General features: G+C 71.4%; 9 protein-coding genes and 1 pseudogene. 6 read left to right on the top strand and 4 right to left on the bottom strand.

Going from position 1 to position 14602, the window contains the following annotated elements; translation table 11 throughout:
- The first annotated feature begins 183 nt into the window (after positions 1-183).
- Positions 184-2643: a M14 family zinc carboxypeptidase gene (locus VSH64_RS03990; RefSeq protein WP_326834078.1), complete on the top strand. Its 2460-nt coding sequence runs from the start codon at positions 184-186 to the stop codon at positions 2641-2643.
- Between the two features lie 62 nt (positions 2644-2705).
- On the opposite strand, the gene VSH64_RS03995 is transcribed toward VSH64_RS03990, so the two are convergent.
- Positions 2706-3311, bottom strand: coding sequence for a LysE family translocator (locus VSH64_RS03995; RefSeq protein WP_326834079.1), 606 nt, complete (start codon positions 3309-3311; stop codon positions 2706-2708).
- A gap of 15 nt (positions 3312-3326) precedes the next feature.
- Complete coding sequence (locus tag VSH64_RS04000) at positions 3327-4424, bottom strand: J domain-containing protein (RefSeq protein ID WP_326834080.1); 1098 nt, start codon at positions 4422-4424, stop codon at positions 3327-3329.
- Positions 4425-4649: 225 nt separating this feature from the next.
- Between VSH64_RS04000 and VSH64_RS04005 the strand changes: the two genes are divergently transcribed.
- The gene (locus tag VSH64_RS04005; protein ID WP_326834081.1) at positions 4650-5276 is read left to right on the top strand and encodes a TetR/AcrR family transcriptional regulator; all 627 of its coding nucleotides are present in this window, start codon (positions 4650-4652) and stop codon (positions 5274-5276) included.
- Positions 5277-5833: 557 nt separating this feature from the next.
- On the opposite strand, the gene VSH64_RS04010 is transcribed toward VSH64_RS04005, so the two are convergent.
- On the bottom strand, positions 5834-7039 hold the full coding sequence (locus tag VSH64_RS04010; RefSeq protein ID WP_326834082.1) for an ROK family transcriptional regulator: 1206 nt from the start codon (positions 7037-7039) through the stop codon (positions 5834-5836).
- A 106-nt stretch (positions 7040-7145) separates the two neighbouring features.
- Between VSH64_RS04010 and VSH64_RS04015 the strand changes: the two genes are divergently transcribed.
- The 3 genes from VSH64_RS04015 to VSH64_RS04025 are packed head-to-tail and all read left to right on the top strand — an operon-like array spanning position 7146 to position 12387.
- Positions 7146-8597, top strand: coding sequence for an APC family permease (locus VSH64_RS04015; protein WP_326834083.1), 1452 nt, complete (start codon positions 7146-7148; stop codon positions 8595-8597).
- The gene (locus tag VSH64_RS04020) at positions 8594-11503 is read left to right on the top strand and encodes a glycosyl hydrolase 2 galactose-binding domain-containing protein (RefSeq protein ID WP_326834084.1); all 2910 of its coding nucleotides are present in this window, start codon (positions 8594-8596) and stop codon (positions 11501-11503) included. The genes VSH64_RS04015 and VSH64_RS04020 overlap by 4 nt, the downstream gene beginning before the upstream one ends.
- Entirely contained in the window at positions 11500-12387 is an 888-nt protein-coding gene (locus tag VSH64_RS04025; RefSeq protein WP_326834085.1) for an ROK family protein, read from the top strand. The genes VSH64_RS04020 and VSH64_RS04025 overlap by 4 nt, the downstream gene beginning before the upstream one ends.
- 167 nt (positions 12388-12554) lie before the next feature.
- Here the strand turns inward: VSH64_RS04025 and VSH64_RS48460 are convergent.
- Positions 12555-13429 (bottom strand): annotated as a pseudogene (locus VSH64_RS48460) (SAM-dependent methyltransferase).
- Between the two features lie 172 nt (positions 13430-13601).
- On the opposite strand from VSH64_RS48460, the gene VSH64_RS04040 reads away from it, so the two are divergent.
- On the top strand, positions 13602-14594 hold the full coding sequence (locus tag VSH64_RS04040; RefSeq protein WP_326834088.1) for an NAD-dependent epimerase/dehydratase family protein: 993 nt from the start codon (positions 13602-13604) through the stop codon (positions 14592-14594).
- Positions 14595-14602 lie beyond the last annotated feature (8 nt).

Raw genomic sequence — 14602 nt, forward strand, 5'->3', positions numbered from 1 at the left:
GACGGGTATGTGACCGCTGTGAGCGGATGATCCCGTACTTCCGAAGGTTACCCCGGTCGTTTTGCGTCGATATGGTCGTTCGCTGCCGAAGCGTCCCAGCTTCGGCTCGGCTCCGGGAGGTCCGCGAACGTGGGGAATTCACCTCTTTCACAACGACTTTCAGGCAGAAGATCGAGACCGTGGGTGCTGCTGGCCGCGGCCGGCGTCCTGACCGGCACGTTCGTCGCGCTGCCGACGACGGCCACGGCCGCGCAGAACGTGGTCCGCGCCGACCGCGCCGTCACCCGCTCGTGTTTCGCCGCGCTCCAACCCGCCGGCGCGCCCGGCACCGACCGCCGCGAGGTCGCCGCGACGGTGGACGGCCTGGTCCAGGCCCGCTTGACGCCGGGTGCCGGCGCCGAGGGCGACTGGGACCTCGCCGTGTTCGACAAGGCCACCGGGGCGCTCGTCGCGGCCTCGGCGGCGCTGCGCACCCATGAGCTCGCCGAGAGCTTCGTGAAGAAGGGCCAGCAGCTCGTGGTCCAGGCCTGCCGCTACGCAGGCAACGCGAAGGAGGCAAAGGTCGGCGTCGACTTCCTCGCGCTGACCCCGCAGGGCACCCCGACCGGCTCCGCCGCGCCGGCCCAGCGCGCGGAGCTGGTGCGCGTGCACACGCCTTCGCGCGCGGACAAGAACAAGCTCCTCGGCCTCGGCCTCGATGTCACCGAAAAGGGTGACGCCACCGGTGTCGAGGTGGTGCTCGCCGGCGACGCCGACCGTCACACGCTCGCCGCCAGCGGGCTGAAGTCCACCGTGGTCGAGCCGGATCTGTCGGCGAAGTCGATCCGCGATGCGAAGACTGACCGCGAGTACGCCGCGAAGGCGGCCGCGTCGGTGCTGCCGTCCGGCCGCACGAGCTACCGCCACCTGTACGACTACGAGTACGAGATGAAGGAGCTCGCGCGCAAGAACCCCAAGCTGGTCAAGGCGTTCACGCTGCCGGAGCCGACGTGGGAGGGCCGCGACGTCGTCGGGCTCGAGATCGCCACGGACGTGGCGAACACCGCCGACGGCAAGCCGGTCGACTTCACCATGGGGGTGCACCACGCGCGGGAATGGCCGGCCGGCGAGACCACGATGGAGTGGGCCTACCAGCTGGTCAACGGCTACGCCCACGACACCACGATCCGCGGGCTGGTCGGCAAGACGCGCAACATCATCGTGCCGATCGTGAACCCCGACGGCTTCTCGATCTCCCGCGAAGCCGAGCCCCGTGGTGATTTCACGAGGTTCGACTATGAAATGAAACGCAAGAACTGCAACTCCGCCGATTCGCCGCCGCAGTTCGCCACCGGCGTGTGCAAGGCGAACCCGGGTGGCGCGCAGCGCGGCACCGATCCGAACCGCAACTACGCGGGGTTCTGGGGCGGCGGGGGAGCGGGCCTGACGTGGAGCAGCGAGACGTTCCGCGGGTCCGCGCCGTTCAGCGAGCCGGAGTCGCGCAACATACGTTCGGTCGTGTCGTCGCGGCAGGTCACGAACCTGATCACCTTCCACACCAACGCGGCGCTCGTGCTGCGCCCGCCGGGCGTCGCCGACGTGAAGCCGCCGCTCGAAGACCCGGTGTACCAGGCGCTGGGCGCGAAACTGGCCGCGCACAACGGGTACACGAACGAACCGAGCTGGGCCCTCTACGACACCACCGGCACCACGGAGGACTGGTCGTACTGGGCCACCGGCGGCTGGGGCTTCACGATCGAGATCGGCGGCTCCGGGTTCCACACGCCGTACGAGGTCGGTGTGGTCGCGGAGTACGCGGGCCTGGCCCCGTCGTCCGGCGCGGGCAAGGGCGGCAACAGCGGTGCGCTGCTGGAAATGCTGCGCAACACCGCCGACCCGGCCGCGCACTCCACACTGATCGGCACGGCGCCGAAGGGTTACCAGCTCAAGCTGCACAAGACGTTCCAGACCCCGACGTCTCCCGTGCTGCAGCCCGACGGCTCCACCAAGCCGCCGGTGTACGTGACCGACGACCTGAACTCCACCTACGCCTCGACCGGTGGCCGGTTCGCGTGGTCGGTGAACCCGTCGACGCGGCCGTACGTGGCGGGCCGTTACGGGCGTGATCCGCAGGGGCCGCCGCAGGCCGGCTACGCCGTGGCGAACCCGGCGGGCGTGCCGCCGATCAACGAGGCATACCCGGGCAACCCGGCTTCGGAGAGCTTCACGTTCCACGTCGACGGGTTGCCGAAGGTGGACAACGGCAAGTTCAGCGTGGACGTGAGCTGGGCGAACCCCGACACCGACTGGGACCTGTACGTGTACGACGCGGCGGGCAACGCCGTGACGTCGTCGGCCAACGGCGGCACCACGTCGGAACACGCGGTGCTGTTCGACCCGCCCGCCGGTGACTACCGCGCGGTGCTGGTGAACTACGCGCAGGCCGACCCGGCGCAGGTGGACGACTGGACCGGGGGCGTCTCGTTCGCCTCGCCGATTCCGCCGACGTACGGGCCGAAGGAGGCTTACCAGCTCACCTGCACCACCGCGAAGGGCAAGCTGGCGGGCATCGCCGACGTGTACCTCGACCGCGGCCAGACCGTGGACGTCGGGGAGGTGTGCACCAACTCGGCACGTGCGGCGAAGAACCGCTCGCACGGCTGAGACCCGGGTCTGTGAAGGGCGCCTTGGGGGAACACGAGTCCCTCAAGGCACCCGTCACGGCTTCACCCGGTTACCGCCAGCGCGATCCCGAGCGCGACGAGGACCGTGCCGACGACCCGGTTCAGCGTCGGGCGCACGCGGTCGTACCAGCGTTGGGTGGCGGGGGAGGAGAACAGCAGCGCCACGGACAGGTGCCAGGTCGCCGACGCCAGCACGATGAGGCCGATCGCGGCGATCTTCGTGGGAGTGGGCTCGGTCGGGGGCAGCGTGGCGGTGAGCACGCTGCCGAAGAACACGGCGGCCTTCGGGTTGGTGACGTTGCTGAGCATGCCTTGGCCGAAGGCGTTGCGCCGCTCCGGGAGCGGCCCGGTCGTGGGCGCTTTTGCCTTCAGCCACAGCCGCACGCCGAGCCAGGCGAGGTAGAGGCCGCAGGCGATCCGCAGCGCGGTGGCGAGCCACGGCGTGCTCGCCAGGAGCGTGCCCAGGCCGAACACGGCGACCGTCGCGAGCAGCCCGCCGGCCGCGACGACCCCGGCCGCCACGGCGAGCGCGGCGCGCCGTGACCCGGCGGCCGCGGTGTGGGCGATGAGCACGAAGTTCGGGCCCGGCGTCACGGCCGCGGGCGCGTAGACGAGCAGGACGGTGCCCAGGGTGGCCGCGGTGTTCACGCCGTCCAGTGTGGCTCAGGCGGCGCGGCCGCTGCCCACCACCTGCGCGCGGATCGTGCGCAGTGCGTCGTGGTCCACAGTGGACGGTTCGGCCGAGAGCCAGCCGCCGATCTCGCGCAGGAACTGCTCCGGCGTCATGGGCGGGGCCGGTTCGAAGTCGAAGTCGTCCTCGGCGGTGGTCACGGCGCCGTCGCGGCTCGGGTAGACGATCATGGCGCCGCGCACCGCGAGGCCGGGCAGCAGGTCGCGGTAGGACTCGAGGCTCTCGGCGAGGCGGGAGCCGCCGCCGCGGAAGGGCCGGCCGTTGCGCAGCAGGCGGCCGTCTTCGTCGGTTTCGTAGTGGCCGGGCAGCCACTGCTTCGACTCGATGAGCACCAGCCGCTTGCCGCACAGCACGGCGTGGTCCACGTCGGCGAACACGGACCCGGGCCAGGCGAGGCCGTGGAAGATGCGGGCGGCGGGCAGGCGCGTGAGGTAGCGCTCGAGCAGGTCGGCCGTGAGGCGTTCGGCGAGCTCGTCGGCTTCCACGCCGGGGCTGCCGAACACCGCGCCACCACCGAACTCGGCGGCGAACTCGCTGCGGGCGCGCCGCGCGGCCAGGTATCCGCGGGCCAGGCGATGCACCAGCAGGGCCGTGCCGGCCGTGAGCACGAGCCACACGATGAGCACCGGCGGCGTGAAGTCCACGCCCAGCACCAGCGGCGCGAGCACCAGCACCATCCCGGCGACGGCCACGACCACCGGCGTGTGCCCCGGTCCGCGCCGCCGGCCGTGGCGTACGCGCGGATCCTGCGCCGCGAACTCCCACCACTCGAGCTCGTCCGGTTCGAGGTCCAGCGGCTCGGGCACGAACCCGGGCTCCTCGCTGAACCGGCGGCGCTTCGGCTTCGCCGGCGGGCGCGTGTGCACGCTCGGGATGCCCGCGTCGTACGCAGCGCGAGCGCGGGAGTCACTCAGCGTGTCGTAGGCCTCGCGCAGCAGCTGGAACGTGCCGACGGTGCCGCCCGCGTCGGGGTGCAGCGTCTTCGCCAGCCGGCGGTAGGCCGCCTTGATCTCCGGGGGCGACGCCGTCTTCCCCACGCCGAGCACCGCGTAGTAGTCGACTTCGGGCACGTTCGCGTTCCACCTCCGAATGGCTGCCGCGCAACGATATGGGGTCGGTGATCGCGATCGCCAACCGCCTCCGCGGCGCGCCGGGGTGAACCCCGTTCATCGGTCCCGTGCAGTGACCACAATGGACAGTGGGGACCCCGGCCGGGCTGCGCACTGTCGCTCGATCGGGTTCCGGTGCGCGGTCTACGCCGTAGATCGACGGGTCTACGGTGCAGACTCCGCCGGGTGCGCAGACTCAAGACCGCCCGCCGGTCCGAGATCGTGGGCGCCGCCCTCGAGCTGGCGGCCGAACGCGGCCTGCCGGCTCTCTCGATGCGCGGCGTCGCCGCCCGACTCGGCCTCACGCCCATGGCGCTGTACGGCTACTTCCGCAGCAAGGACGACCTCCTCGACGGCATCACCACCCACCTGCTCACGCTGCTGCCCGAGCCGGCCGCGGACCTCGACCCGCTCACCCGCCTGCGCGAGCTGGCCGGGGGAGTGCGCGCGGTCGCCCGCGCCCACCCCGCCGTGGCGGGCCTGCTGTTCACCCGGCCGGCCGCCGGCGAAACCTCCCTGGTCCCGGCCGAGCGCGTCTACCAGGCACTGCTGGACCTCGGCGTGCCCGACACCGAGGTCCCCCGCCTGGAACGGCTGCTGTCCACGTTCGTACTCGGCTTCGTGCTCTCGGAGGTCGACGGCCGCTTCGCCGCGTCGACCCGGCTCGCCCGCTCGCGCCGCGTCGGGCTCGGGCCCGCCGACCTGCCGGCCCACCACCGCCTCGGCGCCGCGGCACACCACGCCGACTGCGCCGCCGAGTTCACCCGCGACCTCGACGACCTCCTCGCGGTCGTCCGGGCGGCGGCGTCGTGAGGTTCAGGCTTGCGCTGCTGTTCTGCGCGGTGCGCGGCGTTGGAACGCCAGATCCAGCGCCGTTCCCGGTGCCGTCGTGACCGCGCGCGCCAGTGCCGCCTCCGCGTCGAGGCGCTCGGCCACGATCTCGGGTGCTGGCGGCGTCGTCGTGCTGCGCCGCCGAGTTCGGCCGCGACCTCGACGACCTTCTCGCGGTCGTGCGGGCGGCGGCGTCGTGAGGTTCAGGCCTGCGCCGCTGTTCTGCGCGGTGCGCGGCGTTGGAACACCAGTTCCCGCGCGGTTCCGAGTGCTGTCGTGACCGCGCCCGCCGGCACCGCCTCTGAGTCGCCGAGTTCTCCCGTGACTTCGATGACCTGCTCGCGGTTGTCCGGGCGGCGGCGTCGTGAGGTTCAGGCTTGCGCTGCTGTTCTGCGTGGTGCGCGGCGTTCGAACACCAGCTCCCGCGCCGTTCCGAGTGCCGTCGCGACGGCGCCCGCCAGTACCGTGTCCGTGCCGCCGAGTTCTCCTGTGACTTCGATGATCTCCGCGCGGTCATCCAGGCCGCGGCGACGTGAGGTTCAGGCCTGCGCCGCTGTTCTGCGTGGTGCGCGGCGTTCGAACACCAGCTCCCGCGCCGTTCCCAGCGCCGTCGTGACCGCGCCCGCCAGCACCGCCTCCGCGCCGAGGCGCCCGCCCACGATCTCGGGTGCGAAGGGCGTCGTCGCGGCCAGTGCGGCGCGCATGGGCTCGGCCAGTAGTGCCGCGTTGCTCCCGATGCCGCCGCCCAGCACGATGAGTCCCGGGTCCAGCACCGCCGTCACCGCGGCGACCACGTGGGCCAGGTGCGCGGCCTCCTCCGCGACCACTCGCAGCGCCACCTCGTCCCCGGCGGACGCCAGCGCGAAGACTTCCCGGGCACTGCGCACTGTCGCCAGCCCCAGAACCCTGGCCCGCGCGACGATCGCGTGCGCCGAAGCCACGTCCTCCATCGGCCCGGGCCGGTGAGCGCGGGCCCCGCCGGCCCGCGCGCCGGCGGGGAGGTCCGCGATCTCGCCCGCCGCGCCGTGGGCGCCGCGGAAGAGGCGGCCGCCGACGAGCACGCCCATGCCGATGCCGGTGCCGACGGTGAGGCAGACCAGGACGTCGACGCCGAGGGCCGCGCCGAGGGCGTGCTCGCCGACGGCGCAGAGGTTCGCGTCGTTCTCCACCACGAGGTCGGAGCCGGACGCGCACAACCGATCGCGCAGCGAGTGCAGCAGGCCGGGGCGTTCCCAGCCGGGCAGGTTCGGCGCGCGGTGCACGGTTCCGGTGCGCGCGTCCGGAATGCCTGGAGTGCCGACCACGGTGGCGACGATGTCGGCCGGCCGCAGCCCGGCCGAGGAGACCGTGCCGGCCACCGCGTCGCCGACCGTGCGGACGAGCGCGGTGCCCGAGCGGCAGCGGTTGGGCTCGTCCAGGCGCGCCACCACGGTGCCGTCGAGATCGGCCACGGCCACGCGGATCGAGCGCCGGCCGATGTCCACTCCGACGACATGGCCGGCGTCGGGTGCCACGCGGTAGACCACGGCGGCGCGGCCGGGCCCGGCCGGGCTGTGGCCGGTGGCCCGGACCAATCCGCACTGCTCCAGATCGAGCAGCGCCTGGCTCACCGTCGGCTTCGAAAGTCCCGTGTCGGCGGCGATCCTGGGCCGGGTGGCCTCACCGCCGGCGCGCAACCGGTCCAGTACCAGCCGCTGGTTCAGCTCGCGCATGTTCGCCGGTGTGCCCACCTGCGGCCCTGCCATGCTCCCCACCACCCCTCGCCGTTTCCACAACTTTACGAACGCGACCCTTCCGACCCTGCAAATCTTATGTTAAGAACCTTTCTTAACTATTGGATGGAGGCACGACGTGAGCTCACCCACCCGTTCGGGGGGTTCCGGGACGGCGGATCTTCCACGGACCGGTCTCGAACGCAAGATCGGGCCGCTGCAGGCGACCGCGATCAACATGACGCAGATGTGCGGGATCGGCCCGTTCGTGACCATCCCCGCCATGGTCGCCACCATGGGCGGCCCCCAGGCGATGTTCGGCTGGATCATCGGCGCGATCATCGCCCTGGCCGACGGCCTCGTGTGGGCCGAGCTCGGCGCGGCGCTGCCCGGCGCCGGCGGCACCTACATCTACCTCCGTGAAGCGTTCCAGTACCGCACCGGCCGGCTGATGCCGTTCCTGTTCGCCTGGAGCGCCGTGCTCTTCATCCCGCTGATCATGTCCACGGGCATCATCGGCCTCGTCCAGTACCTCGGTTACCTGATCCCGGGCGTGGTCGACGACGGTGGCGTGACCCCGCTCGGCAAGATCATCGGCATCGCGATCATCGTGGTGATCGTGCTCGCGCTGTTCCGCCGCATCGGCCAGATCAGCAAGCTCACCACCGTGCTGTTCGTGGTCATGCTGTTCGCCGTGCTCACGGTGATCATCGCGGCCTTCTCGCACTTCAGCGGCGGCCAGGCCTTCGCCTTCACGCCCGGCGCGTTCGGCTCGGGCGGCGCGTTCTGGGGCGGCCTCGGCGCCGGTCTCGTGATCGCGATCTACGACTACCTCGGGTACAACACCACCGCCTACCTCGGCGGTGAGGTCCGCAACCCGGGCCGCACCATCCCGCGGTCGATCATCTTCTCGATCCTCGGCATCATGGCGCTCTACTTCCTGCTGCAGGTCGGAGTGCTCGGCTCGATCCCGCTCGACGAGCTGAAGAACGCGACGTCGGTCGCCTCCACCGTGCTGGAACAGGCGTGGGGCACGGTCACCGCGAAGATCATCACCGTCTTCATCATCATCGCCGCGATCGGTTCGGTGTTCGCGGGCCTGCTCGGCGGCTCGCGCGTGCCGTTCGAAGCCGCGCGCGACAAGGTGTTCCTGCCGGTGTTCGCGAAGCTGCACCCGAAGCTCAACCTGCCCACCGCCGGCGTGCTGACGATGGGCGTGATCACGGCGATCGGCTCGCTGTTCACCCTCACCGACGTGATCAACGCGGCCGTGACGGTGCTCGTGATCATCCAGTCGCTCGCGCAGGTCGCGGCGATCTGGGTGCTGCGCCGCCGCCAGCCGACGCTGAAGCGGCCGTACCGCCAGTTCCTCTACCCGATCCCGACGATCATCGCGCTCGCCGGCTGGGTGTACATCTACATCTCCGCCACCACGCTCTCGATCGTGCTGTCGGTGGCGTGGATCGTGCTCGGGGTCATCGCTTTCCTGATCTACGCCGCGGCGGAGAAGACGTGGCCGTTCGGACCGAAGGAAATCCGCGAGGAGTTCGTCCTCGCGCAGCAGCCGACCGACAAGGGGCTCGAGGCATGAGGAAACCGCTCGTCGCCGGGATCGCGGCGGCCGCCGCGCTGATCCTGGTCCCCGGGGTGGTGAGCGCCACGGCTTCGGCCCAGGCGCCCGCCGCCTCGCCCCAGCACCACGCCCCGCGTGAGCAGGGCCTGTCCACGATCGGCACCGCCGGCTGGCAGGTGCTCACCACCGCGAGCGTGACGGACGGCGGTGACCGCGTCTCGCAACCGGGCTACTCCACCAAGGGCTGGCTGCCGGTGAAGTCCGACGACGCGGGCGCGCCGGGCACCGAGATCAACGCGTTGGTGCAGAACGGAAAGTGCCCGGACGTCTTCTACTCCGACAACATGCGCAAGTGCTTCGGCTACGTGGACCAGCTCGGCCCGGTGACCACGAAGCCGTTTTCCGACCCGTGGTGGTACCGCACCGACTTCGACCCCGGCTTCGTGAAGGGCAAGAACGGCGCGCTCACGATCCCGGGCATCGTCGGCGAGGGCGACGTGTGGGTGAACGGCACGCTCGTGGCGGCCAAGGACGTGGTGAGCGGCGCGTTCGCCGGCCACACCTTCGACGTCACCAAGCTGCTGAAGCCGGGCAAGAACACCCTGGCGATCAAGGTCTACCCCAACGACCCGCTCACGATGTACACGCTCGACCAGGTCGACTGGGGCCAGATCCCGCCGGACAACAACACCGGCATCCAGTACCCGCCCACGCTGCAGCTGTCCGACGCGCTCACCGGCGACAACGCCCACGTGGTGCAGGACAACGCGCCCGACCTGTCCACGTCTTCGCTCACGGTGAAGGTCGACGTGACCAACAACGCCGGCTCGGCGCAGACCGGTGATGTCACGGCCACGGTGAACCCGCCGTCGGGCGCGCCGATCGTGGTCAAGCAGCGCGTGCAGGTCGCGGCCCACACCAAGCAGACGGTCACCTTCACCCCGGCGAAGTTCGCCGCGCTGAAGATCCGCAAGCCGCAGGTGTGGTGGCCGTACTCGATGGGTGCGCAGCCGCTGTACACCTTGGACACCTCGGTGGCGCAGGGCGGCGTGGTGTCCACGTCCTCTTCGGACACCTTCGGCATCCGCACGGTGACCTCGAAGCTCGTGGGCAAGTCGGCCCCGCTGCCGCAGGGCTCGCGGCTGTTCGCCGTGAACGGCAAGGACTTCGTGTTCCGCGGCGGCGGTTTCGCGCCGGACCTGTTCCTGCGCTACGACAAGGCCGACACCGCGCACCAGATCGCGCTGATCAAGAACATGGGCCTGAGCGGCGTGCGGCTCGAGGGCCACGACATGCCGCAGGACTTCTACGACCAGGCCGACCGCGCGGGCCTGCTGGTGATCGGCGGCTTCCTGTGCTGTGACGCCTGGCAGCCCGAGCACGCCTCGAAGCTCACCGACCGCGACTACCGGATCATGCACGACTCCGCGTACTCGATCGCGCAGCGCGAGCGCAACCACCCGAGCGTGTTCAACTACGGCTGGAGCGACAACGAACCCGTCGCGCGCCAGGAGTCCGAGACGCTGGCGGCCTTCAAGGAAGCCGACTTCCAGGTGCCGGTGATCGCCTCGGCCGAGTACAAGAGCACCCCGACGCTCGGCGTTTCGGGCGAGAAGGAAGGCCCGTACGACTGGGTTCCGCCGGCTTACTGGTACGACACGTCGCACTTCGACGCCGACGACTCCAGCCGCACCAACGCCGGTGGCTCGTGGGGCTTCGCGAGCGAGCAGAGCGCCGGGCACACCGTGCCGACGCTCGACTCCATCAGGCGGTTCCTCTCGCCCGACGAGCAGGCGAAGCTCTGGCAGGACCCGGCCTACAACCAGTACCACGCCAACTTCGAGCCCGACCACGGCGGTTACGCCTTCGGTACGCTGTACACGCTGGACAACTCCATCACCCAGCGCTACGGCAAGTGGAACTCGCTGGAGTCCTATGTGGAGTCCGCGCAGGTCGCGAACTACGAGAACACCCGCTCGCAGTTCGAGGCGTTCATCGCGCACTCGACCGACAAGGACAACCCGTCGACCGGCGTCGTGTACTGGCAGCTGAACAAGGGCTGGCCGACCCTGCTGTGGTCGCTCTACAACGACGACGGTGACCAGCCGGGCGCGTTCTTCGGCGCCAAGAAGGCCAACGCGCCGCTGCACGCGATCTACGGCTACGACAATGGGTCGGTGACGCTGGCCAACCTCGGCGGCGACACGAAGTCCGGCGTTTCGGTGCGGGCCACGGTCCACGACGCCACCGGCAAGGTGCTCGACGACCAGACGGCGAAGAACGTGTCGCTCAACTCGCAGGGTGTCGTCACCGGTCTGCTCAAGCCGAAGGTGCCCGCCGAGACGAAGGCGCCGGCCAAGGCGCAGGTGTACTTCGTGGAGCTGCAGGTGACCCAGGGCGGGAAGGTCGTGGACCGCAACGTCTACTGGCTGTCCACGCAGAAGGACGTGGTCGACTGGAACAAGACCCTGGGCCAGCCGCAGGCCACGCTCAGCCAGTACAGTGACATGTCCGCGCTGCGTGACCTGCCGAAGGCACAGGTCGGCGTGCAGTCGTCCACGAAGCGCGTGGCGGGTCCGGACGGCGCCGACACGGCGACCACGGTCACGGTCACCAACACGTCGAAGAACGCGGCGGTCGGGTTCTTCCTGCGGGCCGACGTCCGCCGGGGCACCGCTTCCGGTGGCGTGGCGTCCGGGGACAACCAGCTCGCCGCGGCGACCTGGGACGACAACGACATCACCCTGTGGCCCGGCGAGTCGCAGACGCTCACGGTGACTTACCGGTCCGCCGACCTGCACGGCGCGCCCGCCGTGATCACGGTCGACGGGTTCAACACGGGCAACGTGGTCGTGCCTGCTTCGCGCGGTCACCACGGTGGTTACGCCGTCCGTCCGCCGGCGATCGAGGGGACTCGCGAGTGATCCTGGGTATCGACTTCGGCGGCACGAAAGTGGCGCTGGGGCTCGCCGACGACGACGGGACCCTGCTGGCCACCCGCCGGCTGGACACCGACGCCGAGGCGGGGGCCGAACAGGTGGTGACGCGCGCGCTCGCCGGGGCCAGGGCCCTGGTGGCGGACGAGGGCGCGCGTGTCGACTCGGTCGGTGTCGTCAGCCCGGGAATCGTGCTGGAGGACCGGATCCTGCTCGCGCCCAACGTGCCGGGGTGGGAACAGCTGCACCTGCGTTCGCTCGTGGCGGCCGAGTTCGGCGGCGTTCCGATCGCCACCGGCACGGACGCCAAGGCGGCCGCGCTGGCGGAGTGGGAGTTCGGCGCCCTCGCGGGCGCCGACCCCGCGGTGTTCCTGTCGCTCGGCACGGGCATCGCGGCCGCCGTCCTCATCGGCGGGGTGCTCCTGGCCGGCGCCAACGGGGCGGCGGGGGAGATCGGCTACAACCTCCTTTCGCCCCAGGGCACCGACGGGTTCGCCGGCGGCTCCGCGCCGCTGGAGGAAGCCGTCGGCGGCCGCGGCCTGGGCCGGCGCGCCGAGCAGCTGCTCGGCCGTCCGGTCACGGCCGGGGAGCTGTTCGCCCTGGCCCGCGAGAACACGCAGGCGAAGGAACTGGTGACCTCGGCGTTGGACGAGTTGTCCATGCACGTCGCCAACCTGGCCATCGCCTTCGACCCGCAGCGCATCGCGGTCGGCGGCGGCCTGGTCCGCTCGGCCGACGTGCTGCTGCCGGCCTTGCGCGACCGGCTCGCCGCGGCCGTGCCGTTCCCGCCGGAGCTGGTCGCGGCGCGGTTCGACCAGGACGCGTCGCTGCTGGGCGCGGTCGCGCTGGCCCTGCGGCTGCGGGAGGGCTGAGCGGGGGAGTGAGACGCCCGAAGGTGTGCCGGTGCCCCGACCCGGCACACCTTCGGACACCCAGGTGACGAAGGGCGGTGCCGGATTCCGGTGCCGCCTTTCCGTTGTGCGGGCGGCTTTGTGCGGGAACCTCGGCCAGGACGCGGCTTGGCGTGGTGCGGCGCCGGTCAGAGCCGGCCGGTGAACAGCCAGAGCCGCAGGGGATCGGGCTTCGCCGGGTCGAACAGCGCCGGCAGCTCGTGCCCGGCGGCCGCCAGCTCGTCCGCGAAGTCGACCTGCTCTCCGGTCCACCCGTGCGCCGAGAGCCACTTCTCGGGTTCCACGTCCGGGCCGCCCTGGTCGGCGCTCACGAAGACGTTCGCGACCGCGCGGTCCTGCTCGTCGGACATCGGCAGGTCGGTCATCCGGGTCGGTCGGCTGAGGTACTCGCCCGCGAACCGGCTGCCCGGCGCGGACACCGCCGTGATGGTCGTGAGCAGCGCGTCGGCCTGGGGCGGGGTCAGGTAGGGCAGCAGACCCTCCGCGACCCAGGCGGTGGGCCGCCGCCGGTCGAAGCCGTGGGCGGCGAGGGTGGACAGCCAGTCCTCGCGCAGGTCGGCGATCACCGACACCCGGCGTGCCGCGGGACGTGCGTCCGCCGCGGTGGCGTCCTTGAGGTTCAGCACCGGCGCACTGTCCACTTCGAACACCGTCGTGCCGGCGGCGAACGGCAGGCGGAAGGCCCGCGCGTCGAACCCGCGCCCAGCACCACGATCTGAGAGACGCCGGCGTCGAGCACGAAGCGGTCGTAGAACGGGGTGCGCCCGGCGAAGTAGGCGAAGAGGCTTTCCCACAGCGCCGACGAGCCGTCATCGCGGGCCGGCCCGAGCCGGGGCAGCCGGCCGTCGGTGGCCACGCCGGTCGCGGCGCCCACGAACTGCTCGGCGTACGGGTCGACGAACCGCGGCTGCGCGGCGCGCGACTCCTGCGCACGGGCGTACGCCGTGACGAGAGCCGTGATGCCTACGCCTTCCGGCACCGCCGGCTGGTCCGGACCGTTCATCAGGATGCCTCCATTCGGGGGAACACCCGTCACGGTAATCGGCGCGCACGGAGATCAACAACTCCGGCGCGGTTCCGTCGACGAGCGTTCACCTGGCAGCCGATCCGCCCCTTGACACCTAAGCTACTAATGGTAGCTTACGGTTCGTAACTTAGTGCGGATGAGGTGAACCATGACGCGGGTGCTGATCGTCGGTGGCTACGGGCTGGTCGGAGGCTGGGTGGCGAGACACCTCCGTGCGGCGGGGCACGACGTGGACCTCGTTCTCGGCGGGCGGTCTCCCGAGGCGGGCAGGGAGCTGGCCGGGGAGGTGGGGGCCGAGCTCGTGCGGTTCGACCTCGACGACGCGGCCGGGTCCCTGGCCGCGGCGGGCGAGGTGGACCTGGTGATCTCGATGATGCAGGACCCGCACGACGATCTGCTCGTCGCGGCGTTGCGTGCCGGTACCGCGCACCTCGGGATCGTCCGGAAGATGGACAACGTCGGCCCCACCGCGCTCCTGGCGGCTGCGCTGGCGCGCAAGCCCGCGCTGCTGCTCGGGCACTGGCAAGCCGGCGCGACCACGTACGCGGCGCTCACCGCCGCGCGAGAGTTCGAGCGGGTCGACACCATCGAACTGGCCGCCCTGTTCGACCCGGCCGACGCCGTCGGTGCGATGACCTCGAACGACCGCGGCGCGTTTTTCGTGCCGGGTCTGGCCCGGCGGGAAGGGCGGTGGGAACACCTGGCGGTGGAGGCGGCGAACCGGCGGTCGGTGTCGCGGGCCGGCCTGCCCGCGTTCGAGGCGCAGCCGATGGGCGTGCTCGACGTCGCCGGCCTGGCCGCGGTCACGGGCGCGCCGAACGTGCGGTTCGACCTCGGCGAGGGGACTTCGCGCGGTACCGCGAGCGGAGACCGGGCGTCGCACGAGATCTACGCCGACCTCACCGGCCTCGGCACCGACGGCGCCGCGCACCGGGTGCGCACCACGGTCAGCGACCCCTTCGGCCAGGCCCACCTCACCGCGGCGGGCGTGGTGATCGGCACCGAGCGTCTGCTCGGTCTGTCCGGCGAGGAGCCGCTCGCCGCGGGCCTGCACCTGCCGGAGCGCGTGGTGGACGCCGAGCACGCCGTGTCCCGGCTGCGGGATTTCGGCGTGACGGTGGAGCGGGAACCCCGCGCCTGAGGGCGCCG

Source organism: Amycolatopsis rhabdoformis (assembly GCF_035918295.1).
Classification (GTDB): domain Bacteria; phylum Actinomycetota; class Actinomycetes; order Mycobacteriales; family Pseudonocardiaceae; genus Amycolatopsis; species Amycolatopsis rhabdoformis.

Bases quoted from the DNA above. Each gene is read 5' to 3' on its own strand.
- VSH64_RS04010 (WP_326834082.1), bottom strand. From the start codon at position 7,039: ATGGCAGGGCCGCAGGTGGGCACACCGGCGAACATGCGCGAGCTGAAC.
- VSH64_RS04020 (WP_326834084.1), top strand. From the start codon at position 8,594: ATGAGGAAACCGCTCGTCGCCGGGATCGCGGCGGCCGCCGCGCTGATC.
- VSH64_RS04040 (WP_326834088.1), top strand. From the start codon at position 13,602: ATGACGCGGGTGCTGATCGTCGGTGGCTACGGGCTGGTCGGAGGCTGG.